The following is a 21,312-nucleotide window of genomic DNA, read 5'->3' as shown; positions in this document are numbered from 1 at the left end:
CCGGCCTGCGCTCGCTCACGCGGCGTTAAAAACAAATTCAAAATGCTCATTTACTGCACGTAAACTCCGCTTTTGAATTTATTTTTGCCTAGCCTGAGCATCGCTCGGCTCGGCCTTGAACCGGCTTACGAGGACGCCATGCGCCAACCGGATATCGAGATCTACATCAAGGATGCCGACCAGGCCGCCGTCGGCGCCTGGCTGGAAAAGGCCCTTGGCCCCTGCTCCGAATGGCGCGCCCAGGGTGAGACCTTCAAGTGCACCGCCGGCAGCATTCCCGCCACCTGGCTGCCCAAGGCAGTGGGCAAGTGGAACAGCCTGTTCCTGGACAGCGACAAGACCCCGTGGGACGACGACGTCGCCTGCGCTCGCGATGCCTGCGCCGCTCTGGAAGTGGAGGTACGCTGTGCACCGGGCAGCTGGAGCGAGGATCAAGGCGAGGAAGACGCCGACCGCTGGCTGAAAGTAACCGCCGCGGGCGTCGAAGAGATTACCTGGCGCACGGGCTGAAACCGTGCCGGCAGAGAGTGAAAATCAAAGGCCCGTCCATTGGACGGGCCTTTGATTTCGGGGGCTCAGACCTTCGACACGTCTTCTGCCTGGAGGCCTTTCTGACCCTGGATCACCGAGAACTCCACTTTCTGGCCTTCGACCAGGGAGCGGTGACCGTCGCCACGAATGGCACGGTAGTGAACGAAAACGTCCGGACCGCTATCGCGTTGAATGAATCCATAACCTTTGGCGTCATTGAACCACTTGACGGTTCCGACCTCACGATCAGCCATTACCACACTCTCCAACTTGCCTATTATTTTTGGATGGCCCCCGGGAATGAGGACTTCGGCAGTCGCCGGCTGAACGCTTTCCTTATCATCCAACCCGCGCCGAAAGGCACGTAGGAAGGTAATTCGAATAACGCCCAAGGGCGACAGCGCTCCCGAGTATATAAATCAAAAGTTACAGCTGAAAAGCACTTTTTCATCAACTCCCCGCCCCTATGACCAATCAGGCCAAAGTGCCATTTTTCGGGGCCTGCAGAGCCATTTTGGTGCTCGTTACCCTGCGTAACGAAAGTGTTTCGAACGTGGACCCTTTCGCACTTTCGCGTATTTACGGCGGGTAGTTTCGTTCCCGTTCATCCGTTTTCAGCGGTATTGGGAAATGTCTTTCGGAGGCAGTCGGAATGCGCCCTGCAGTTTCTGCCGCGGCAATATGCCCAATCATCTGTCTGCTGAATTGGCAGTCCGCCAATCCATTGAGTTCAATGAACAGCGGACATGAAACAGCCCTGACCGCACCTCAAGCGTGGTCAGTCGTGCACCATCAAAGGACTCGCACGCTCAGGGGCTGACCTGATAACCCCGTCCCTGAAGGCAACCGCTGTAAGCACTAGCACTGGCCGAGCTCTGCGCCTCGCCCTGCGCGCGACGGTCCTGCCGACGATCCTGGCGCTGGCGCGAAGCGCCCACCGCAGCTCCCGCCGCCGCCACCTCGCCCGCGCGGTTCTGCCGGTACTGCTGCTTGGCGTCGTCACTCGCCCGGTCATACAACTCCTCATGTTGCTGCCCGCGAACTTCGGCGGCGACCGCACCCGCCGCCGCGCCCTTGGCTGCGCCGCGAACCCGCCCGCCGACTTTCGGGTCCGAGCTGCTGGTCGCGCTGCTGGCCGCATTGGCGGCAACGCTGTTGCACTCGCTCATGTCCTGCTGCATCTGCTGGCTGCTCTGGCCCTTGAGCGGGACGACAGTCTGGGCCGCGGCGGGCAGCACGACCGACAAGGCGAGCAGGCATCCCCAGGTGAACGTACGCATCGCGGAACCTCCATAGAATGTCATCCCCTAAATGGCAGGATAGCCTCAGTCCACGGGGTGTCTGCCCACGCCGACCAAGCGCTCGCGACTTTGCTGGCGAGGGCCTAATCCGGCAAACTAGCCGGCCTGAGCAATCGCTCGTTTTACCTACGCCAGCCATAGGGCCTGTATGCCTCGTTACCCGTTCCGCCGCTTCGGTTTTGGTGCCCTGCGCCGCCTGCTGTACCTCTGGGTGCGCTCGGAAACCATCAACCAGTCGGCCTTCAGCCTGAAGATCGACCGCAGCAAACCGGTCCTCTACGTCCTGCAGCAGCCCTCGGTGACCGACCTTGCCGTGGTCGATACCGAGTGCCGCAAGGCCGGCCTGCCGCGTCCGGTGATGCCGGTGGCAGTGGGTGAATCCATCGAGCCGGCGGCCTTCTTCTACCTGACACCCGAGCCTGACTGGCTCGGCCGCCAGGACAAGCGCGGCGCGCCGCCAGCGTTGGTACGCATGCTCGGCGCCATTGGCCAGAACGGCATCGACGATGCGCAGATCGTTCCGGTCAGCGTGTTCTGGGGCCAATCCCCGGACAGCGAGAAGAGCGCCTGGAAGTTGCTGTTCGCTGACAACTGGGCCGTCACCGGACGCCTGCGTAAACTGGCGCGTATTTTGATCCTCGGCCGCAAGACCCGCGTGCAGTTCTCCGCGCCCATCCACCTGCGCGAACTGGTGGAACAGGGCAAGGGCCATGAGCGCACCCTGCGCATGGTCCAGCGCATCCTGCGCGTGCACTTCCGCAACCAGAAAACCGCCGTGATCGGCCCGGACCTCTCCCACCGCCGCACCCTGGTCAAGGGCCTGCTGCGCGCACCGCTGGTGCGCCAGGCAATCCAGGAAGAGTGCGAGACCCAGAAGATCTCCCAGGACAAGGCCGAGGCCGCTGCCCTGCGCTACGCCAACGAGATCGCCGCCGATGTTTCCTACCCGGTGATCCGCTTCCTTGAAGTGACCCTGACCTGGTTCTGGAACAAGCTCTACGAGGGAGTGAAGGTCAACCATATCGAGCGCGTGCAGGAAGTCGCCCAGGGCCACGAGATCGTCTACGTGCCCTGCCACCGCAGCCACATCGACTACCTGCTGCTGTCCTACCTGCTGTTCCGCAACGGCCTGACCCCGCCGCACATCGCCGCCGGCATCAACCTCAACATGCCGGTGGTGGGCTCAATCCTGCGCCGTGGTGGCGCCTTCTTCATGCGCCGCAGCTTCAAGGGCAATCAGCTCTACACCGCGGTGTTCAACGAATACCTGCACACCCTGTTCAGCCGTGGTTTCTCGACCGAGTACTTCGTCGAAGGCGGCCGCTCCCGCACCGGGCGCATGCTGCACCCGCGCACCGGGATGCTGGCGATCACCCTGCGCAGCTTCCTGCGCGACTCGCGCCGGCCCATCGTCTTCGTCCCCGTGTACATCGGCTACGAGCGCGTGCTCGAAGGCCGCACCTACCTGGGCGAGCTGCGCGGCGCAGCGAAGAAAAAGGAATCGATCTTCGACATCTTCAAGGTCATCGGCGCGCTGAAGCAGCGCTTCGGCCAGGTCTGGGTAAACTTCGGCGAGCCTATCCACCTAGACGCCTTCCTCGACCAACAGAAGCCCGACTGGCGTCAGCAGGAGCTGGGCCCGGAATACCGCCCGGCCTGGCTCTCGGAAACCACCAACCACCTGGCTCGCGACGTTGCCCGTCACCTCAACGACGCAGCGGCGATCAACCCGGTGAACCTCGTCGCCCTGGCGCTGCTCTCCACCACCCGCCTGGCGCTGGACGAGACCGCCCTAGCGCGGGTGATCGACCTCTACCTCGAGCTGCTGCGCAAGGTGCCCTACTCGCCCAGCGCCACGCTGCCCGACGGCGACGGCCACCAACTGATCGAGTACGTGAAGAGCATGAACCTGCTCAGCGAGCAGAAGGACGCCCTCGGCCGCATCTGCTACCTCGACGAGCAGAACGCGGTGCTGATGACCTACTACCGCAACAACGTGCTGCACATCTTCGCCCTGCCGGCGCTTATCGCCAGCTTCTTCCAGAACAGCGGACGGATCAGCCGCGAGCAGCTGCTGCGCTACACCCGCGCGCTGTACCCGTACCTGCAGGCCGAACTGTTCATCCGCTGGAGCCTGGACGAGCTGGATACAGTGGTCGATCAGTGGCTGCAGGCCATGGTCGCCAGCGAACTGCTCAAGCAGGAGAATGACACCTTCATCCGCCCGCCGCCCAGCTCGCGCCAGTATGTGCTGCTGACCCTGCTGGCCCGCGCCATCGCGCAGACCCTACAGCGCTTTTATATGTCCATATCCCTGGTGCTCAATGCCGGACAAAAGCAGCTCACCGCCGAGGAACTGGAAAATCTCTGCACCGTAATGGCCCAGCGCCTATCGGTCCTCCACGGCCTCAACGCCCCGGAATTCTTCGACAAGAGCCTGTTCCGTCACTTCATCCAGACCCTGCTGGACGAAGGCGTGCTGCGCAAGGACGAGAACGGCAAGTTGAGCTACCACGAGTTGCTCGGCGAACTGGCCGAAGGCGCCGCCAAGCGCGTGCTACCAGCGGAGATTCGACTGTCCATCCGCCAGGTAGCCCTGGAACGGCCGCCTCAGGAAGAAAGCGCCTCCGTCGAGCCCCCGACGACCAGCCAGGGCTGATCCGCCCTCCCTGCCGGTTGCTTGACGCACCTGCACCGCGACCGATAGATTTCTGACGATCCACCATCGGTCGCGGTCAGGGACGCTCCCCGTGTTCAACAGGATTCTGATCGTCTGCGTCGGCAACATCTGCCGCAGCCCAATCGCCGAACACCTGCTGCGCGAATCCCTGCAGGACAGCGATATCGCCGTGGCCTCCGCAGGGCTCAGCGCACTGGTCGGCCACTCCATCGACAACACCGCCCTCGCCATCCTCCGCCGTCACGGCCACCATCCCCAACCGCATCGCGCCCGCCAACTCACTGCCGAAATGGTCCACGAGGCCAACCTCGTCCTGGTGATGGAGCAATCGCAGATCCAGAGCGTGATCCGCCTGGCCCCCGAGGCTCGTGGCAAGACCTTCCTGCTGGGTAAATGGCAGACCGACCAGGAAATTCCGGACCCTTATCGCAAAGGCCCGGAAGCCTTCGAGCGCGCTTACGCGCTGATCGAATCCGCAGTCACCCCCTGGGGCGACCGCCTGCGAGTTCGCCGATAATTTGGCGGAATATTTTTCTTCCGACAAAAGCGTCAGAAAACCTTACAAAGCCATGCTGAAAAAGGCTACGCTCTAGCCCAGCAAGACCATATTCAGCTGTTTGGTCTCCCAGTTACGACAAGTAATTTTCCAGGGGCCTACATCGATTTATGAAGATCCTGCACATCACCGAGTCCTTCGGCGGCGGCGTCACCTCGGCCATCAATTCCTACATCCTCAACTCCCAGCAGCATGAGCACTACCTGCTGGCCTCGGTGCGCAAAGGCGACACCACAGGCGAGGAAAGCCAGGGCCTGTTCAAGCATATGGAACTGGTGCCTCGCCGTCTTTCCAGCCTCGCCCGAATAAAGCCGTACATCGATCGTGTGCAGCCGGATGTCATCCACCTGCACAGCACCTATGCCGGCGCACTGATCCGCGCCCTGCCCTTCATTCCCGCGCAAAAGATCGTCTACACCCCGCACGGGTTTGCCTTCCTGCGTGGCGACCATCCGATGATGCTCAAGGCCTACCGCACCATCGAATCGCTGCTGGCGAAGCGGACGGCGGTGATTGCCGGCTGCGGCCTGGACGAGCAGCGCATCGCCGGGGAACTGATCGAACCGACGCATACCCTGGGACTGGTGAATGTCTGCGACGACCTGCCGGAAGTACCGGCCGTGCGCAGCCTCACCAGCAAACCCGTAGTCGGCATGGTCGGGCGCATCAGCCGGCAGAAGGGCCACGAGTACTTCCGTGCACTGGCGGAAAGCTGCGCGGACGTTGCCCACTTCAAGTGGATAGGTGGCGGGGACGCCCAAGTCATGGCGGAGATGGTCCAAGCCGGTATCGAAGTGACCGGGTGGCGCACACGCGGCGAGGTCATCGCCCACATGAAAGGGCTCGACCTGTACTTTCACACAGCGGCCTGGGATGGCTTCCCCATCTCGGTGCTCGAAGCGGCGAAGCTCGACCTCCCCATCGCACTCCGACGCATCGGCCCCTTCGTTGCAGAAGGCCTGTCCACCGCCCAGGACCTGTCGGAAGCACAGCGGCAAGTCATCGCCTTCTCCAAGGGCGACCCGACTGCCCTGGCTGAGCTGGCACGCAATAGCCAGAACATCCAGCGCCTGCACTCTGGCGAACAGCTGCAGTCTTCGCTGGAACACCTCTACTCCCGCTTCACCCCGCAACACTCCGTCAATCAGCTCGCCGCAGGCTGACATCGAGGCCTGCCCTGGCGGGCGGGCCGAGTGCCCCCCCAGCCAGGCCGACTTCATCCCTTCCTTCGCTCCTGCCACTGCTCGATCCGACGGCAGAAGCTGATCATCGATCAGCAATCGGAGACGGCATTGCGCCACCAGAATTCTCCGCCCTCATCGACTATTTGAAGGGATTCCCTTTAACCCTCCTCAGAGAATTCCTAAACCCCCGAAACGGGGGAGGCACGCATTGAATCGCCTCGGCGCGAAGATTAATTTTCGCGGCCCATAGGTAGCGCCAATCAATGCAGCGGTGGTCAGCGTGTTCAAGAACGTACTGGTTATCTGCGCAGGAAACATCTGCCGCAGCCCGACAGGCGAGCATCTGCTCCAGCAACATCTCGCCGGTACCGGCATCCGGGTCAGCTCTGCAGGCCTCACCGCGGTGGTCGGTCACCCGTTCGAACGGAACGCTCTCGAAACCCTGCAGCGTCACGGCCAACAGCCCCACGAACATCAGGCACGGCAACTGACACCGCAGATCCTGCAGGCCTCCGACCTCGTGCTGGTCATGGAGCGTCGCCATCTGCAGGACGTCATCCGGTTATCGCCCGTCTCGCGTGGCAAGACCTTCCTGCTCGGCAAATGGCAGAGCGAGCGGGAAATCCCCGATCCCTACAAGCGCGGAACGGCAGCTTTCGAGCATGCCTACGCCCTGATCGAGGAAGGCGCTGTCGCCTGGTCACGACGTCTTCAACCTCAACGCTGATTACTTCAAGAAGCCTCTCATGCAATACCCTCAAACGCCCGCTCTTCCGCCGGCCGTCAGCGATGACGACGAAATCGACCTGCTCGCCCTGTTCGGCACCCTGCTCGATCACAAATGGCTGATCGCAGGCATCACCGCGGGCTTCATGGTCGTGGGCGCCGCCTATGCCGTACTCAGCGCACCGATCTATCGCGCTACCGCGACCATTCAGGTGGAGCAGAAGAAGCCCGGCATCCCTGGTCTGTCGGACATGAGCGACCTGTTAGGTGCGCAGTCGCAGGCGGTGACCGAGATCCAGTTGCTGACCTCGCGCAGCGTGATTGGAAAGGCTGTGGATGGTCTCAAGCTGGATATCAATATCCAGCCGACCTTGTTCCCAGTGATCGGTAACTTCCTGCATCGTCGCTACAGTCCAGAAGCTGATGGAGACGTGGCGTCACCACTGCTGGGCATGAGCCGCTTCGCCTGGGGCGGGGAAACGCTGAAAATTTTCCAGCTCGATGTGCCCAATGCGCTGCTGGAGAAAAAGCTAAAGCTAGTCGCCGGCGAGAAGGGCCGATACACCCTGCTCGATGATGACGACAATGTTCTGGTGGAAGGCCAGGTAGGTCAGCCTGCTGAACACAACGGCGTTAACGTCCAGGTCGAAGTCCTGAACGCCAACCCTGGCACACGCTTCACGGTCGTCCGCGAGCGTCGGCTGAGCGCCATTCTCGATTATCAGCAGGCACTCAATGTCAGCGAGACCGGCAAGGAGTCCGGCATTCTAACCTTGTTGCTGGATGACGAAGAGCCGGATCAAGCGCTCGCCGTCCTCAACGCCATCAACCAACAGTACGTGCTGCAGAACGTCGAACGCGCCTCCGCCGAGGCGGCTTCTAGCCTCGATTTCCTGCGTGGCCAACTGCCGGAAGTACGGCATGACCTGGAACAATCGGAAAACGCCCTGAGCGGTTACCAGTCCCGCGCAAAATCGGCGGACATCAGCCTGGAAACCAAGGCCCTTCTGGACCAGATAGTCGCGCTGGACACCAATATCTCCCAGCTCAAACTCCAGCAAGCCGAGATGGATCACAAGTTCACCCGCCAGCACCCGGCCTACCAGGCCCTGATGCGGCAGATCGGCGAACTCACCAGCAAGCAATCCGGCCTCGCCAAGCGCGTGGAGGCCCTGCCGGAAACACAACAGGACCTGCTGCGCCTGACCCGCGACGTGCAGGTCAGCACCGCCATCTATACGCAGATGCTGAACAAGGCCCAGGAACTCGACGTCATGCGCGCCGGTGCCGTCGGCAACGTGCGCATCATCGACCCTGCCGACGTCGATATCACCAAACCGGTTAAACCGAAGCAGCCACTGATCGTTGCCATCGCCACGCTGCTCGGCCTGTTCTTTTCCATCGCTTTGGCACTGCTGCGCAAGAGCCTGAATCGCGGAATCGAAAACCCGACGGCGATTGAACAACTTGGCCTGCCGGTCTACGCCTCCATTCCCTACAGCGAACTGCAGAAATCGGAAGAGCAAGAACGCAATAAGAAGAACGGGAATCGTAAAGCCACCATCACCCCGGCTCCACTGCTGGCGTCCGGCCATCCAACCGACCTCGCCATCGAATCCCTGCGTAGCCTGCGCACCAGCTTGCACTTCGCCATGCTGGAGTCTGGCGACAATCGCCTGATGATCTCCGGCCCTAGCCCCGCAGTAGGCAAATCCTTCGTGAGCTCCAACCTGGCCGCCGTGATTGCCCAGGCGGGCCAGCGCGTACTGCTGATCGATGTCGACATGCGCAAGGGCTACCTGCACAAAGTCTTCGGCACCGATGACAAGCAGGGCCTTTCCGACCTGCTCATCCATCGTTGCACCTTCGAGCAGGCAGTCCGGGCCACTGATGTGGAGAACCTCAGCTTCATCTCTCGCGGGCAGATCCCGCCGAATCCGTCGGAACTGCTGATGCACCCCAACTTCACCGACCTGCTGGAGCGGGCCAGCACCAAATTCGACCTGGTAATCCTCGACACCCCCCCTCTGCTCGCCGTTACCGATGCTGCCATCGTCGGCCGGCAAGCTGGCACCAGTCTGATCGTCACCCGCTTCGGCAAGAACGCCCCACGGGAAATCGAACTGACGATTCGCCGCTTCGAGCAGAACGGTATCGAACTCAAGGGGGCGATTTTCAACGGCGTCGAGCGACGAGCCTCGGACTACTACGGCAACGGGGCGTATGCCAACTACCAGTATGAATACCTGTCGGGAAACAGCTGACACCAGCTGGGCATTCCGGAGCGAATCTATGCAAACAGTCACAGAAAAGCGCTGGTACCTCGTGCAATGCAAACCCAGGCAAGACCTGCGCGCACTGGCCAATCTGCAACAACAGCACTACGAGTGCCTATTGCCAATGCGCCAGGTCGAGCGGATCAGCCAGGGAACCCTCCAGCTCCGATCGGAACCACTGTTTCCTGGCTACCTATTCATTGAGCTCGACACGCTGCAGGACAACTGGATGCCGATTCGCTCCACTCGAGGTGTCAGCCAGATGGTTCGCTTTGACAACGAACCACTGCCCGTCCCGCAGTCGGTCATAGCAGGAGTGCGATCACACACCTCCGCCGTGATCCGGCTGCTTCAGCCAGGGGACCGAGTTCGAATCAGCACTTCAGAATCCGTCGGAGTAGAGGCGATATTCGAAGCCCGGGACGGTACCGAGCGAGTGATCCTGCTGCTCAATCTGCTGCAAAGAGATTCACGTGTCAGCGTGCCAGTCACCCACATCCAGCGGCTCGCACGCCACAGTTAGAACCAGCACGCGATAACCCGCAACGCCAGCAACTCGGCCCTGGTGGCCGATAACAACAACCCGCATCCGCGTTCTCAGGAAATCAACCAAAAATCCTGGGGCGGTAGCGTGCCGACGCCTTGATGTTGAAGCACGCGCCACGAACTCTATGCTCTATGAAAACGACCGTTCTGACTTATGGCACCTTCGATCTTTTCCACCACGGCCACCTGAAACTGCTGACCCGCCTGAAAGCCTTGGGCGATAGATTGATCGTTGGCGTTTCCACCGACGAGTTCAACGCCGGCAAGGGCAAGAAGACCATCATTCCGTTCGCCGATCGAATAGAAATCGTACAGTCAATCAAGTTCGTCGACCTGGCGATTCCAGAAACTGACTGGGCTCAGAAAGCACAGGATATCGTGACCTACGACGCGTCGATTCTCGGCATGGGACACGACTGGGAAGGGAAGTTCGATCACCTGAGTTCGCTGTGCAAGGTCGTTTACCTGCCTCGCACCGAAGGCATCTCCAGCACGCAGATCAAACAAAGCCTGGGCTACTTCGACAAGTCTCATCTCTCAGACCTGAAGGCTTCGCTCGACACCATCTCATCGATCATCGAGCGCCTGCGCTGATTCCCATGAGATCGATCACTCGGCTTGTCACCCACCCGCTGGCAGCAAACACGCTCGCTGCCAGCCTGACGCAGCTGGCCAATTTCCTGCCGTTGCTTTTGTTGCCGATCCTTACCCAGCGACTGGGCATCGCCAGTTTCGGCTCGGTCGCCATGGTGCTCTCCCTCAGCCAGTTGTCGCTGATCATCACCGACTTCGGCTACGGCCTCTCGAGCACCTACAAGATCGCTTGCCATCGTGAAGAACCTCAGCTGATTGGCCGACTGCTGGGCGCGGTATTCCTGGGCAAGCTGCCACTCGTTGCTGGAGCGTCGTTGATCAGCATGCTGGTCCCGATGCTGATTCCTGCATACCGCCAGGATACTCCGCTCTTCGCCCTGGGCCTCCTCGCCATCGCGGGCCAGGCTTATCAAGCCAACTGGCTGTTTATCGGGCTGGAACGCATGAAGGTCATCACCTTCTACAACCTTTCGACCAAAGCTCTTTACCTGTCGATCGTGCTGTTGTTCGTCCACGATGGCGGCGACGCGTGGCTAGTGATTCTCGGTTGGGGACTCGCCCAACTGGCTGCGGCAGGACTTTCAATCCACCAGATATACCGTTGCAACTTTCGTGTGCTCAGGCCACGAGTGCACGAGGTCGCGCAGGAGTTTCGCACAGCGCTGCCTTTCTTCACTTCACGAATCGCCGTGGCGACCTACACCTCGGCAGCCACGACTGTCGTCGGCCTATCCGGGCAGGTCCAGGCAGCACAGTTCTATGCCTGCCAGCAGGTCTATCGGATTGGTTCTGCCCTGCCGGTGAACCAGGTGCTCTATCCATTCATGGCCAAGCATCGCAACTGGCGGGTATTCCTGCTGGTGACTCTGGGCTCCGCCTCGGCACTCGCCATGCTGGCTGGTCTGCTTGCAGCCTTTTCCGGAGAAATACTGCAAAAAGCCCTGGGCGATGACTTCATCGAAGCCAGGAGCACTTTCATCATCATGCTCGCCGCCATGGTGGCGAGTTATCTTGCCGCCGCGTTCGGATATCCCGCCTTTGCCGCTCTGGATCGTCTGGACCACGCCAACCGCACGGTCGTGCACGCCTCGATTGCCAACATCTTCGTGCTGGCATGCCTCTATGTTTTCGACCAGATCAACGCCCGCAACGTCGCCCTGACAATCTTGGCAACCGAACTTCTGGTGCTTGTGCTGCGCATCCGCGCACTCCTGAGTTGCCGGAAATCCATTCCTCAACCAATCGCTATCGATAGCCATGCCGACCATTACTGAAATCAAACAGTCCATGCCACGGGACAAGAGCCAATATGATCGCTGGGGGAATCCGGCGGCCTATTTCTGTGCCAGGCCACTATCCTACCCCGTCACCGCCCTCTTCATCGCCCTAGGCCTGGGCGCAAATACGGCGTCTGCCGCCTCCATCGTTTTTGCCCTGCTCTCCATCGCCGCAGCGGCAATGGCGTCATCGGCCTGGCTGGTCGGTGGACTCGTGATGATGTGGCTCATACTCGACTGCGTGGACGGCAACATTGCCCGATTTACGCGTACCGGCTCCAACCGAGGAGAATTCCTCGACGCCATGGGCGGCTACACCATTACTGCGGGTCTCTACCTGGCAATTGGCTACGGCTCGGGAAATATGGAAAGCCTGGTACTGGGCGCACTGGCCAGCATTTTTTCGCTCTTTTCCCGATTGATTCTGAACAAGGTCAACGTACTCTCGGGGGGACGCCGAGACGGATCTGGGGACACCGGCTCAGGCAAGGTGGCCATGTGGCTGCTGTCCGTCTACAACCTCTCCGGAATCGGAATGCTCCTGCTGCTCCTCGCCATCCTGTTCCAGCATGAAGCAGAGTATCTCGCATTCCAGGCACTGACTGGAGCGGCCCTCACCGGTGGAGCATTCTTGCAAGGCTGGAAGAAGCTTCAGGCAAGCTGATCTCCGAACATGCCCACGCAACTCTCCCGGATGCTCTGCTGCATCGTCGTCATATTCCTCGTGGCACTTCCCAAAAGTGGCTTCTATGTAGGAAGCACACCGATCTACAGCCTTTACCTGATCGTCCTGCTGATCACCCCGATCCTGCTGATGCTTCGGCTGAGCACGCCCGTGCGACAAATCGGACCGCTATCACGCTGCACTTTGGCAATTGTGCCCTTCTGGGCAATCTGGGTTGCAACGGAGTTGATAATCGGCCACGAGAACGTCGGTTATCTGGGTGGACATATGTTCGTGTTCATCCTGATACCGACCTTCTTCTACCTGCTGTCTCTGCTTTACGACGAACGGACCCAAGCAACCATCTTTCGAACACTGACACTCTGCATTCGAATGGTCGCGGTGTTCGGAATTATCTCTTTTCTGCACGCAGTGCTGACCGGCGACTATCTCAATATTCCCTATCTGACGACTGGGGGCGGCGATGATGTGCTTTCCGTATGGCAGCGCAATAACCAGCGAGGAGAACTATTCAAGCTGGTCTCCACCTACAACAACGGAAACATCTATGGCCTTTGCATGGCCATGCTTACTCCGCTGTATTTCCGTCTAGAACAGCGATCGATCTTCAAGGTGATACTGATCGCCAGCATGATCCTCACCCTATCGCGCACTGTGTGGTTGCTCACCATCCTTGCCTTGCTAATGACATTCGGGCAAGGGCTCACACTTCGCCGGCTCATAGCCCTGGTCGCAAGCCTCTTTGTCTGCGTCACAGCCGCCATATTCCTCTCCGCCAACTACCTCGGCGGCGATCGTTTCCTGATGGATAGATCTCTGGGCAATCGTGATCAGTTCTTCTGGATGCTCAATGAGTTCCGGCTCATGCCTCAGGAGCCCATATCCGCCATCACTGAAATTCCTTATCTGTCGATCTATTACGACTTCGGCCTGATAGGCCTGGTCTGCTTTGTACTTTTCTTCATCTCGCCGTTGCTGATCGGCAATCCGAGCCCATTCAGTCTTCGGCTCCGCCCCGAACTGCGCGCGTTAAATGCAGGCGTACTGATCTATCTGTTCGCATCCTTGAGCGACTCGGCACGGCTCTTCGTACCAAGTTTCGCCTGCTTCGGATTTCTCGCATTCCTGAAACTATCCCTGTCACGCCGCCATGAACAAACTTTCCCTCCGAACCTTTAAAATCCTCCACGTTGCAGAGACCATCCAGGGTGGTGTTGCCACCTACCTGGAAACACTGGACAAGACATCGCCCCACGAAAATCGGTATCTGATCCCAGGCAGCCAGCGCGAGTGCATCGCCATAGACAGCTCGAAGCTCCAGCTGTTCAAGGGGGGCGGGCGCCTCAGCCGGGCAACTCATCTTTTCCAGGCACTTAGTAAGACACTCAAACAGGATCGCTTTGATCTGATTCACCTGCACAGTTCGCTGGCCGGCTACAGCTTCGTATTGCGGCGACTGATGCTGCTGAAGAGTCCCCCGGCGATCTATTGCGCTCATGGCTGGTCATTCCTGCGCGAAACCTCGCGCATGGAGAACCTGGCTAGCAGGTTTCTGGACCTCCTTACCGGAATGCTTTCCGACGGCATCATTCATATTTCCAGGACCGAGCAGAAACGAGCGTCGTTCATCCCCAATGCCAATCAGGCGATCATCTACAACCCGGTCGATCCGCATTACCTGTCCGAACCAGCTTGGCAAGGTCGCAAACTGGACAGTACGGTCCTGTTCGTCGGCCGACTGGACCGCCAGAAGGGATTCGACCTCCTCTACCGCGCGTTCAATAGTCCATCTCTCAAGGGTGTCCAGCTCCTGGTCGCCGGCTCGGCAGTACTGGAAGGCCGTGAATACGCCGCTACCGACAATGTTCGCTTCCTGGGATGGCAGGACAAGAACTCCCTGTCCGAACTCTATGAACGAGCAACGCTAACAATCATGCCGTCTCGCTGGGAAGGCTTCGGTCTGGTCGCCATCGAGTCCCTCGCCAAAGGCACTCCGGTACTGGTCAATCAGACTGGCTCGTTACCGGAAATCGTCGCCCCCGTGGGACTGGTAGCGGACCTTTCCAGCGAGGAAACGATGATAAGGCATATCAAAAGCGCCCTCTTGACGGGGACGACTCGATCCCCCGAGGAACTGCGCGACTTTGTGCGCCAGCACTTCGCGCCCGACAGATTCGCCCGAGAGCTCTCCGCGTTCTACGCCCGCACCCTGCGCCTCACTGTCTGAACCAATTGTCCTAGAGACTCACTCGATGAACACCTTGGACCGTGGAATTCTCCGCCCCCATCAAGCCACTATCTCCGTCCTGCAGAAGCTGCTCGATCTTTGTGTCATCTGCTTCAGTATGGAACTGGTGCTCATTGCCAACAAAGACCACTGGGACTATTCAGCGGTCATCGCAACGCTGTTTGCCCTGGTTATCTTCTATCTGCTCAGCGACTTCGGTCAGCTGTACACCTCCTGGCGAGGTGAGCGAACGCGCGAAGAACTACGCAAGGTAGCCGGCATCTGGGCAGTCAGCTTCGCGGGAGTGGCTGTCGCGGATTATCTGATTCCTGAAATCACCCTGCTCGATGCAAAAGGTCAGGTTCAATGGTTTTCTCTGGTACTGATCAGCCTCGGTGGCTATCGCATGGTGCTGCGCTCCGGCCTGCATGCGCTGCGACGTCGCGGTTTCAATACCCGCTCGATCGCCATTGCCGGGGCCGGCGCGCTGGGGCAACGCCTGGCCAGTAACATTGCCAGCGCTCCGTGGATGGGCTTGGAACTTGCCGGCTTCTACGATGATGTTCGCTATGAGCCGGTCAGCCTGGGCAAGGGAAAGGTCCAGCTCCCCATTTCCGGTGATATGGAGAAGCTGGTCGAGCAAGCGCGCGCCGGCAAACTGGATCGCGTCTACATCACCCTGCCTATGCGCAGCGAAGAGCGCATCAAGTGGCTGGTCAGGCAATTGAGCGATACCACCGTATCCGTGCACATCGTGCCCGATGTTTTCGTCTTCGACCTGCTCCACGCCCGCGCACAGAACATCGACGGCATCCCCACCATCAGCATCTTCGACAGCCCCATGGTTGGCGCTGGCGCGCTGGTGAAGCGCCTGGAAGATATCGTGCTGTCCACACTGATCCTCTGCCTGATCGCCGTACCGATGCTGCTGATCTCTGCGGCGGTGAAGTTCACCTCGCCGGGCTCAGTGTTCTTCAAGCAGAAGCGCTATGGCATCGATGGCCGCTCCATCGAAGTCTGGAAGTTCCGCAGCATGCGGGTGATGGAAAACGGTGCGAAGGTCACACAGGCCACCCGTAATGACAGCCGCATCACCCCGGTCGGCGCCTTCCTGCGCCGCACGTCGCTGGATGAGTTGCCGCAGTTCATCAACGTGCTGCTCGGCGACATGTCCATCGTTGGTCCACGCCCCCATGCAATCGCCCACAACGAGGAATACCGCGGGCAGATCAGCAGTTACATGCTGCGTCACAAGGTCAAGCCGGGCATCACCGGGTGGGCGCAGGTGAATGGCTGGCGCGGGGAGACCGACACGCTGGAGAAGATGCAAAAGCGGGTCGAGTTCGACCTCGCCTACATCAATAACTGGTCACTCTGGTGGGACCTGAAGATCGTCTTCCTGACCTTGTTCAAGGGCTTCGTTCACCAGAACGCCTACTGAACCGCCACCAGCACGCCTTAACCAGATATCCCCTTCACCAGCGTCTCTCTTTTCTGACAGCCACCTTCCAAGTCGGTTGCTAACCTGCGCCACCTCCCAGGCTCCCGCTGCCAAACGCCGCTGAGGAAGCCTCACTGTCCACTCCATTTCCTATCCTGGCTTCGTCATGATTCGTCCATTGTCCGTCGCTATCCTTACCGCCCTCGCCTTGCAAGGCTGCATGTTCTCCCCCGGCCAGTACCTGGATACAGGGCGACTGACGCAGGAAGATTCGGCTGAATCCAGCCGCGTCCAACTGGTGCAGATCACTCCCAAACTGCTCACGGTCGAAGCCGCGACGCAAAGAACGGAGTCGATCCCGACGGAGCTGACCAGCTTCCACCCCGAGAGCTATCAGATCGGCGCCGGTGACCTGCTTTACATCACCGTGTGGGACCACCCCGAGCTCACCTCTCCGGCTGGCCAGCAACAACAGACCGACGCCAACGGGCGACTGGTCCGGCCCGACGGCACGCTGTTCTACCCCTACATTGGCACCTTGCAGGTCGCCGGTCACACCATCGAAGACGTCCGCAAGACCATCAGCCTGGCGCTCTCGGCCTATGTGGAAGAGCCGCAGGTCGATATCGCCATCCTGCGCTTCGCCAGCCAGCGCGTGCTGCTCAATGGCGCCTTCATCAAGGCCGGGCCACAAGCGATCACCACGACTCCGCTGACCCTGATGGAAGCCATCGGTGCCGCCCAGCTCGACACCGTCAATGCCGACCTCTCCGGCCTGACCCTACAGCGCGACAACCAGGTCTACCCCTTGAACCTGGATGCCCTGAATACAGCGCAGGGCTCCGACCTGTACGGCCTTTACCTGAAGGACGGCGACCGCATCTATCTGCCCTACAACGACCGCAAGAAGGTCTACCTGATGGGCGAGGTCAACGCCCCGCGCGCGCTGAACTTCAAGACCCGCGACATGAACCTGGCCGATGCGCTGGGCAGTGTCGGCGGCCTGAACCAGACCACGGCCAGCGGCAAGGCGGTCTATGTCATCCGCGGAGTCGAGAACCTCGAACAGGAACGCGCCACGGTCTTCCAGCTCGACGCCAACTCGCCCACCGCGTTCATCCTGGCCCAGCAGTTCCAGCTACAGCCGCAGGACGTGGTCTACGTTGGCCCGGCCGGCGTGACGCGCTGGAACCGCCTGATCAGCCAGTTAGTGCCGTCCGCCGGCATCCTGGGCACCGGTTCAACCGTGCAGCGCAACCTCACAAACAACAACTGACCTCCAGCCATGAACGCCCTTCGCTTGCCGCTGCTGGCCTCTCTGGCCACCTCGCTGTGCGCCTGCAATCCCCTGATGCAAGGTTCCCTGAACACCCTCGGCGCCAGCCTCAGCCGCCCAGCGCCGCTGGAGCTGACCCGCGCTCAGGTCGAAGCCCTGCCCTATTACCAGATCCAGGTCACCACCGTGTATGGCTCGGCGGTGATGGCTCTGGTACGCATCCAGGGCGACCTGCAGTACTGGCGCACTTCTTCAGGCCAATTTCTGCTGCTGCAGGATGGCATCGTGGTGCGCACCCTGGGCTTCCCGAATGACCTGTTGAGCACAAGGCTCAGCGCAGATTCGCCCTTCCATCGGGGGTTGCACCAGATCACAGACGGCCAGCAGAGCCAACGCACGATCGATCTCGGACCTGATTATCAGCTGGGCGTCCTTGTCAAAGGCCACCTCTCCCACAGCGGCACCGAGACCGTACGAGTTCTCGATCAAGACCTGGCTCTCCTGCGCATCGACGAGCAGTTGAGTGCGCCTATCGACGGAATGTCGTCGACCAATCGCTACTGGGTCGATCCCAAGGACGGTTTCATCCTGCAGAGCCAGCAGCAGGTCGCACCGGGCTTGAACGTCACCATCACCCAACTGCGCCCACTCCGGGGGCAACCATGAAGTTCGCTCGACTCTCCTGCCTGGCCGCCTGCTTCCTGGCCAGCACCTCGCTCCTCGCCGCTACCCGTATCGAAGTACTGGGCTCCCTGCCCTCCCCCGGGGAAAAGCAGATCGCCGAAGGCCTGCGCCTGGGGCAGTTGCTCGGGCAGTTGCAGGTGGACCCTCTCGGTTACTGGCTCGGTGCATCCTGGCAACGTCAAAGCCTGAAGCAGGAGCAACAGCGGCTGAAGGCCGGCATCCTGTTTGATCTGATCCAGTTGCAACGTCTGGCCCGACTGCAGGACAACCCCAGCCTGGCGAACGCCGCGCGGCAGTTGAACGAGCAGGTAAGCGCACTTCCGGTGACCGGTCGAAAGATCTACCCGCTGGACCCACTGGCCGTCGAACTGAACATGGCGCACTCACCGAAGCTGCAGGGCGGCGACCGCCTGATCTTCCCGCCACGCCCGGACTACGTTCGCATCGTCGGCGCGGTATCGCAGGACTGCGCACTCCCATTCGTTCCGTTGCAGCAGGCCTATCGCTACGCACAACAGTGCCCCGCATTGGCCGACGCAGACCCGGACTACCTCTACCTGATCCAGCCCGACGGCCAGGTGACGCGCCTGGGCATTGCCCTGTGGAACCGTGAAGAAGCGGTTCCACCGGCTCCCGGTGCCGTGTTGCTGGTTCCACTGAACGCCAGCGATATCAATGCCATCGCCCCGGACCTGAACCGCGAGCTGGCCGAATTTCTCGCCACCCAGCCCTTGCCGGCGGACGCACCATGAACCTTCGCTACGGTCTTTACCCCCTGCTGGTCGTTGCCAGCCTGGCGAGCGCCGAACCCCGCTATACCCAGAATGATTTCGGCGGCGTCGGGCTGCTGCAAACACCCACTGCACGCATGTTGCCGGCCGGGGAAATCAGCATCAACGCCAGCCGCACCGATCCCTACTCACGCTACAGCTTCTCGTTGCAGCCGTTCGACTGGATGGAAGGCACCTTCCGCTATACGTCGATCAGCAACCGCAAATACGGAGTGGCAGACGAGAGCGGCGACCAGAGCTACAAGGACAAGGCCTTCGACGTCAAATTCCGTCTCCTGCAGGAAAGTCGCTGGGTACCGGAAATCGCCTTGGGCGGGCGCGACGTTGGCGGCACTGGATTGTTCTCCAGCGAGTATCTCGTGGGGAACAAGCGTGTGGGTGATCTGGATTTCAGTCTTGGGCTGGCCTGGGGTTACATCGGCAACCGTGGCGAACTGGATAATCCGCTGGGGTGGATCGATGACAGATTCAACACGCGGCCTACTTCCGAGGGCACGGGAGAGCTGAGCTCCAACAGCTACTTCCGCGGCCGCCCCTCCCCCTTCGGCGGCATCAACTGGCAAACCCCCTGGGAGCCTCTCTCGCTCAAGCTGGAATACGACGGCAACGACTACCAGCACGAACCGCTGAACAACAACCAGAAGCAGAGTTCGCCCTTCAACATCGGCATGGTTTTCAAGGCCAACGACGCGATCGACCTGACTGCCGCCTTCGAGCGCGGCAACACGGCAATGTTCGGCATCACCTTGCACACCAACTTCGCCACACGCACGGCACCGGCCAAGGTCAGCGACCCGGCCCCCGAACCCCTGGTGGAGCGCACGCCCGAGCCCGGTACCAGCTCGGCGGATTGGGCAGACGTCTCCCGCCGCGTTGAGGAAAATGCCGGCTACAAGGTCGAACGCATCACCCGCAAGAACAGCGAAGTGGTGGTCTATGGCGAGCAGACCCGCTACCTCTACCCGCCCGAAGCCGTCGGCCGTACCGCGCGCATCCTCGACAACAGCGCCGATGACGATGTCCAGTGGTTCACCGTCGTCGATACCCGCTACGGCCAGCCCATGGTCGAAACCAGCGTACCGCGCAAAGTATTCCGTGACGTGGCCAACCAGGAACGCCCGCTGGAAGACCTGCGCCGCAGCACCGAACAGAACGTACCGCTGCCGCAGCAGGAAGAGTTGCTCTACGCACAGCAACCCGACCCGTTCAGCTACAACGTCGGCCTGGGCTACAACCAGAGCATCGGCGGGCCGGACAACTTCCTCCTCTACCAATTCACCGCCGATCTCGACAGCGAATACCGCTTCACGCCGAGCCTGTGGGCGAACGGCCTGCTCAGCGTCAACCTGATCAACAACTACGACGACTTCAAGTACGACGCCCCCAGCGGGCTGCCGCGAGTGCGCACGGACATCCGTCAGTACATGACGACCTCCAACGTCACCCTGCCGACCTTCCAGCTGAACAAGACCGCACGGCTGGACCAGGACCTCTACGGCATGGTCTACGGCGGCTACCTGGAAAGCATGTACGCCGGCGCTGGCGGCGAATTGCTGTACCGCCCAATGAATCAGGACTGGGCGCTGGGCGCCAACCTTGACCTGGTGCGCCAGCGCGATTTCGACCAGCACTTGGGCTTGCGTGACTACCAGACGGCGACCGGCTTCGTCACCCTCTACTGGCAGACCGGCTTCGAAGACATCCTCGCCACCGCAAGCGCCGGCCGCTATCTGGCACGGGACTGGGGTGGCACCCTGGACCTTTCACGGCAGTTCCGCAACGGCGTCCGCTTCGGCGCCTGGGTGACACTGACCACCGCCAGCAAAGACGAATACGGCGAAGGCAGCTTCGACAAGGGCATGTACGTATCGATCCCCTTCGATGAGCTGATGAGCAGCTCCACCATGCGCCGCGCCAATCTCTCCTGGGACCCGCTGACCCGCGATGGCGGCGCAAGGCTCAACCACTACTACTCGTTGTATGACCTCACGGACGGGCGCGACCAGACGATGTTCCAGAACCTCTTCGGACGTATCGTGAAATAACTCGACGCTCACTTGGATCATGGCGCGGAAACCGAAGTCCCCCACAATGGTCTGACGCCCCTTGGTTCAAAGGAGAGCTCCATGAAGAAAACCCTTCCCCTGCTGCTGATGACCGGCCTGCTCACCGCCTGTAGTTCCAACTTCTCCGGCGACAAGGCGTCGCTGGATGGCGAAGTCTTCTACCTGCAACGCATCGCCCTGCCGCCTACCGCCCAGGTCACCGTCAGCCTGCAGGACGTATCGCTGGCCGATGCCCCGGCGGTCGATCTGGCCCAGCAGCAACTGGAGTCCGGGCGTCAGGTGCCGCTGGCGTTCCATCTGGATTACGACCGCAACCAGGTCAAACCGGGCCACACCTACGCCGTCAGCGCGCGTATCGAGGACAGCGGCCGCCTGCTGTTCATCACCACCGAGCGCCACAGCGTGAAACTCGATGGCAGCGATCCGCAGCCGCTGCGCGTCCGCGTCGACCCCGTGCGCTGATTCACCGCG

20 protein-coding genes are annotated in these 21,312 nt (G+C 60.7%); 18 read left to right on the top strand and 2 right to left on the bottom strand.

Translation table 11 applies throughout. The features are described from left to right. Positions 1 to 138: 138 nt before the first annotated feature. On the top strand, positions 139 to 510 hold the full coding sequence (locus tag IB274_RS10215) for a hypothetical protein (protein ID WP_081517872.1): 372 nt from the start codon (positions 139 to 141) through the stop codon (positions 508 to 510). A gap of 65 nt (positions 511 to 575) precedes the next feature. Here the strand turns inward: IB274_RS10215 and IB274_RS10210 are convergent, their stop codons facing one another. Both IB274_RS10210 and IB274_RS10205 read right to left on the bottom strand, forming a co-directional pair. Then, a complete protein-coding gene (locus IB274_RS10210; RefSeq protein ID WP_045209986.1) occupies positions 576 to 785 on the bottom strand; it encodes a cold-shock protein in 210 nt (69 codons plus the stop codon). A 555-nt stretch (positions 786 to 1,340) separates the two neighbouring features. Then, positions 1,341 to 1,811: a YMGG-like glycine zipper-containing protein gene (locus IB274_RS10205; protein ID WP_192431833.1), complete on the bottom strand. Its 471-nt coding sequence runs from the start codon at positions 1,809 to 1,811 to the stop codon at positions 1,341 to 1,343. A gap of 169 nt (positions 1,812 to 1,980) precedes the next feature. Here IB274_RS10205 and plsB point away from each other — a divergent pair, with 169 nt between their 5' ends. The 17 genes from plsB (at position 1,981) to IB274_RS10120 (ending at position 21,303) form a co-directional block, all read left to right on the top strand. Further along, positions 1,981 to 4,491, top strand: coding sequence for a glycerol-3-phosphate 1-O-acyltransferase PlsB (gene plsB, locus IB274_RS10200; RefSeq protein ID WP_192431832.1), 2,511 nt, complete (start codon positions 1,981 to 1,983; stop codon positions 4,489 to 4,491). Between the two features lie 91 nt (positions 4,492 to 4,582). Continuing rightward, complete coding sequence (locus IB274_RS10195; RefSeq protein WP_192431831.1) at positions 4,583 to 5,029, top strand: low molecular weight protein-tyrosine-phosphatase; 447 nt, start codon at positions 4,583 to 4,585, stop codon at positions 5,027 to 5,029. Between the two features lie 149 nt (positions 5,030 to 5,178). After that, positions 5,179 to 6,231, top strand: a complete 1,053-nt coding sequence (locus IB274_RS10190) for a glycosyltransferase family 4 protein (RefSeq protein ID WP_192431830.1) — start codon at positions 5,179 to 5,181, stop codon at positions 6,229 to 6,231. Between the two features lie 301 nt (positions 6,232 to 6,532). Beyond that, entirely contained in the window at positions 6,533 to 6,979 is a 447-nt protein-coding gene (locus IB274_RS10185) for a low molecular weight protein-tyrosine-phosphatase (RefSeq protein WP_192431829.1), read from the top strand. A gap of 19 nt (positions 6,980 to 6,998) precedes the next feature. Beyond that, the gene (locus IB274_RS10180; protein WP_192431828.1) at positions 6,999 to 9,242 is read left to right on the top strand and encodes a polysaccharide biosynthesis tyrosine autokinase; all 2,244 of its coding nucleotides are present in this window, start codon (positions 6,999 to 7,001) and stop codon (positions 9,240 to 9,242) included. A 28-nt stretch (positions 9,243 to 9,270) separates the two neighbouring features. After that, on the top strand, positions 9,271 to 9,777 hold the full coding sequence (gene rfaH, locus IB274_RS10175; protein WP_192431827.1) for a transcription/translation regulatory transformer protein RfaH: 507 nt from the start codon (positions 9,271 to 9,273) through the stop codon (positions 9,775 to 9,777). A 155-nt stretch (positions 9,778 to 9,932) separates the two neighbouring features. Then, positions 9,933 to 10,394, top strand: a complete 462-nt coding sequence (locus IB274_RS10170) for an adenylyltransferase/cytidyltransferase family protein (protein ID WP_192431826.1) — start codon at positions 9,933 to 9,935, stop codon at positions 10,392 to 10,394. Between the two features lie 5 nt (positions 10,395 to 10,399). Then, positions 10,400 to 11,668, top strand: coding sequence for an oligosaccharide flippase family protein (locus IB274_RS10165; RefSeq protein ID WP_192431825.1), 1,269 nt, complete (start codon positions 10,400 to 10,402; stop codon positions 11,666 to 11,668). Beyond that, a complete protein-coding gene (locus IB274_RS10160) occupies positions 11,652 to 12,335 on the top strand; it encodes a CDP-alcohol phosphatidyltransferase family protein (RefSeq protein ID WP_192431824.1) in 684 nt (227 codons plus the stop codon). The genes IB274_RS10165 and IB274_RS10160 overlap by 17 nt, the downstream gene beginning before the upstream one ends. A gap of 9 nt (positions 12,336 to 12,344) precedes the next feature. Then, entirely contained in the window at positions 12,345 to 13,535 is a 1,191-nt protein-coding gene (locus tag IB274_RS10155; protein ID WP_192431823.1) for a hypothetical protein, read from the top strand. After that, entirely contained in the window at positions 13,507 to 14,583 is a 1,077-nt protein-coding gene (locus IB274_RS10150; protein WP_192431822.1) for a glycosyltransferase family 4 protein, read from the top strand. The genes IB274_RS10155 and IB274_RS10150 overlap by 29 nt, the downstream gene beginning before the upstream one ends. A 25-nt stretch (positions 14,584 to 14,608) precedes the next feature. Then, positions 14,609 to 16,024 carry an undecaprenyl-phosphate glucose phosphotransferase gene (locus IB274_RS10145; RefSeq protein ID WP_192431821.1) on the top strand — a complete coding sequence of 472 codons (1,416 nt, stop codon included), beginning with the start codon at positions 14,609 to 14,611 and terminating at the stop codon, positions 16,022 to 16,024. Between the two features lie 166 nt (positions 16,025 to 16,190). Continuing rightward, positions 16,191 to 17,300 carry a polysaccharide biosynthesis/export family protein gene (locus IB274_RS10140; RefSeq protein WP_192431820.1) on the top strand — a complete coding sequence of 370 codons (1,110 nt, stop codon included), beginning with the start codon at positions 16,191 to 16,193 and terminating at the stop codon, positions 17,298 to 17,300. A 9-nt stretch (positions 17,301 to 17,309) separates the two neighbouring features. Next, entirely contained in the window at positions 17,310 to 17,966 is a 657-nt protein-coding gene (locus IB274_RS10135) for a YjbF family lipoprotein (RefSeq protein WP_192431819.1), read from the top strand. Continuing rightward, entirely contained in the window at positions 17,963 to 18,736 is a 774-nt protein-coding gene (locus tag IB274_RS10130) for a capsule biosynthesis GfcC family protein (protein ID WP_192431818.1), read from the top strand. The genes IB274_RS10135 and IB274_RS10130 overlap by 4 nt, the downstream gene beginning before the upstream one ends. Beyond that, positions 18,733 to 20,820: a YjbH domain-containing protein gene (locus IB274_RS10125; protein WP_192431817.1), complete on the top strand. Its 2,088-nt coding sequence runs from the start codon at positions 18,733 to 18,735 to the stop codon at positions 20,818 to 20,820. Before IB274_RS10130 ends, IB274_RS10125 begins: the two co-directional genes overlap by 4 nt. An 81-nt stretch (positions 20,821 to 20,901) precedes the next feature. Further along, positions 20,902 to 21,303, top strand: coding sequence for a YbaY family lipoprotein (locus IB274_RS10120; RefSeq protein WP_192431816.1), 402 nt, complete (start codon positions 20,902 to 20,904; stop codon positions 21,301 to 21,303). The last annotated feature ends 9 nt before the right edge of the window (positions 21,304 to 21,312 follow it).

The sequence above is a fragment of the Pseudomonas sp. PDM18 genome (genome assembly GCF_014852585.1).
In the GTDB taxonomy this organism is placed as follows: domain Bacteria; phylum Pseudomonadota; class Gammaproteobacteria; order Pseudomonadales; family Pseudomonadaceae; genus Pseudomonas.
Note: the sequence above shows the minus strand (reverse complement) of the source record. Positions and strands in the feature narration are given on the sequence as shown.

Excerpts from the sequence above, each read along its gene's own strand:
- IB274_RS10180 (WP_192431828.1), top strand. The coding sequence starts at position 6,999 with ATGCAATACCCTCAAACGCCCGCTCTTCCGCCGGCCGTCAGCGATGAC.
- IB274_RS10165 (WP_192431825.1), top strand. The coding sequence starts at position 10,400 with ATGAGATCGATCACTCGGCTTGTCACCCACCCGCTGGCAGCAAACACG.
- IB274_RS10125 (WP_192431817.1), top strand. The coding sequence starts at position 18,733 with ATGAACCTTCGCTACGGTCTTTACCCCCTGCTGGTCGTTGCCAGCCTG.
- IB274_RS10160 (WP_192431824.1), top strand. The coding sequence starts at position 11,652 with ATGCCGACCATTACTGAAATCAAACAGTCCATGCCACGGGACAAGAGC.
- IB274_RS10145 (WP_192431821.1), top strand. The coding sequence starts at position 14,609 with ATGAACACCTTGGACCGTGGAATTCTCCGCCCCCATCAAGCCACTATC.
- IB274_RS10210 (WP_045209986.1), bottom strand. The coding sequence starts at position 785 with ATGGCTGATCGTGAGGTCGGAACCGTCAAGTGGTTCAATGACGCCAAA.
- IB274_RS10170 (WP_192431826.1), top strand. The coding sequence starts at position 9,933 with ATGAAAACGACCGTTCTGACTTATGGCACCTTCGATCTTTTCCACCAC.
- IB274_RS10150 (WP_192431822.1), top strand. The coding sequence starts at position 13,507 with ATGAACAAACTTTCCCTCCGAACCTTTAAAATCCTCCACGTTGCAGAG.
- IB274_RS10205 (WP_192431833.1), bottom strand. The coding sequence starts at position 1,811 with ATGCGTACGTTCACCTGGGGATGCCTGCTCGCCTTGTCGGTCGTGCTG.
- IB274_RS10190 (WP_192431830.1), top strand. The coding sequence starts at position 5,179 with ATGAAGATCCTGCACATCACCGAGTCCTTCGGCGGCGGCGTCACCTCG.
- IB274_RS10140 (WP_192431820.1), top strand. The coding sequence starts at position 16,191 with ATGATTCGTCCATTGTCCGTCGCTATCCTTACCGCCCTCGCCTTGCAA.
- IB274_RS10120 (WP_192431816.1), top strand. The coding sequence starts at position 20,902 with ATGAAGAAAACCCTTCCCCTGCTGCTGATGACCGGCCTGCTCACCGCC.
- IB274_RS10155 (WP_192431823.1), top strand. The coding sequence starts at position 12,345 with ATGCCCACGCAACTCTCCCGGATGCTCTGCTGCATCGTCGTCATATTC.
- rfaH (WP_192431827.1), top strand. The coding sequence starts at position 9,271 with ATGCAAACAGTCACAGAAAAGCGCTGGTACCTCGTGCAATGCAAACCC.
- IB274_RS10130 (WP_192431818.1), top strand. The coding sequence starts at position 17,963 with ATGAAGTTCGCTCGACTCTCCTGCCTGGCCGCCTGCTTCCTGGCCAGC.
- plsB (WP_192431832.1), top strand. The coding sequence starts at position 1,981 with ATGCCTCGTTACCCGTTCCGCCGCTTCGGTTTTGGTGCCCTGCGCCGC.
- IB274_RS10215 (WP_081517872.1), top strand. The coding sequence starts at position 139 with ATGCGCCAACCGGATATCGAGATCTACATCAAGGATGCCGACCAGGCC.
- IB274_RS10135 (WP_192431819.1), top strand. The coding sequence starts at position 17,310 with ATGAACGCCCTTCGCTTGCCGCTGCTGGCCTCTCTGGCCACCTCGCTG.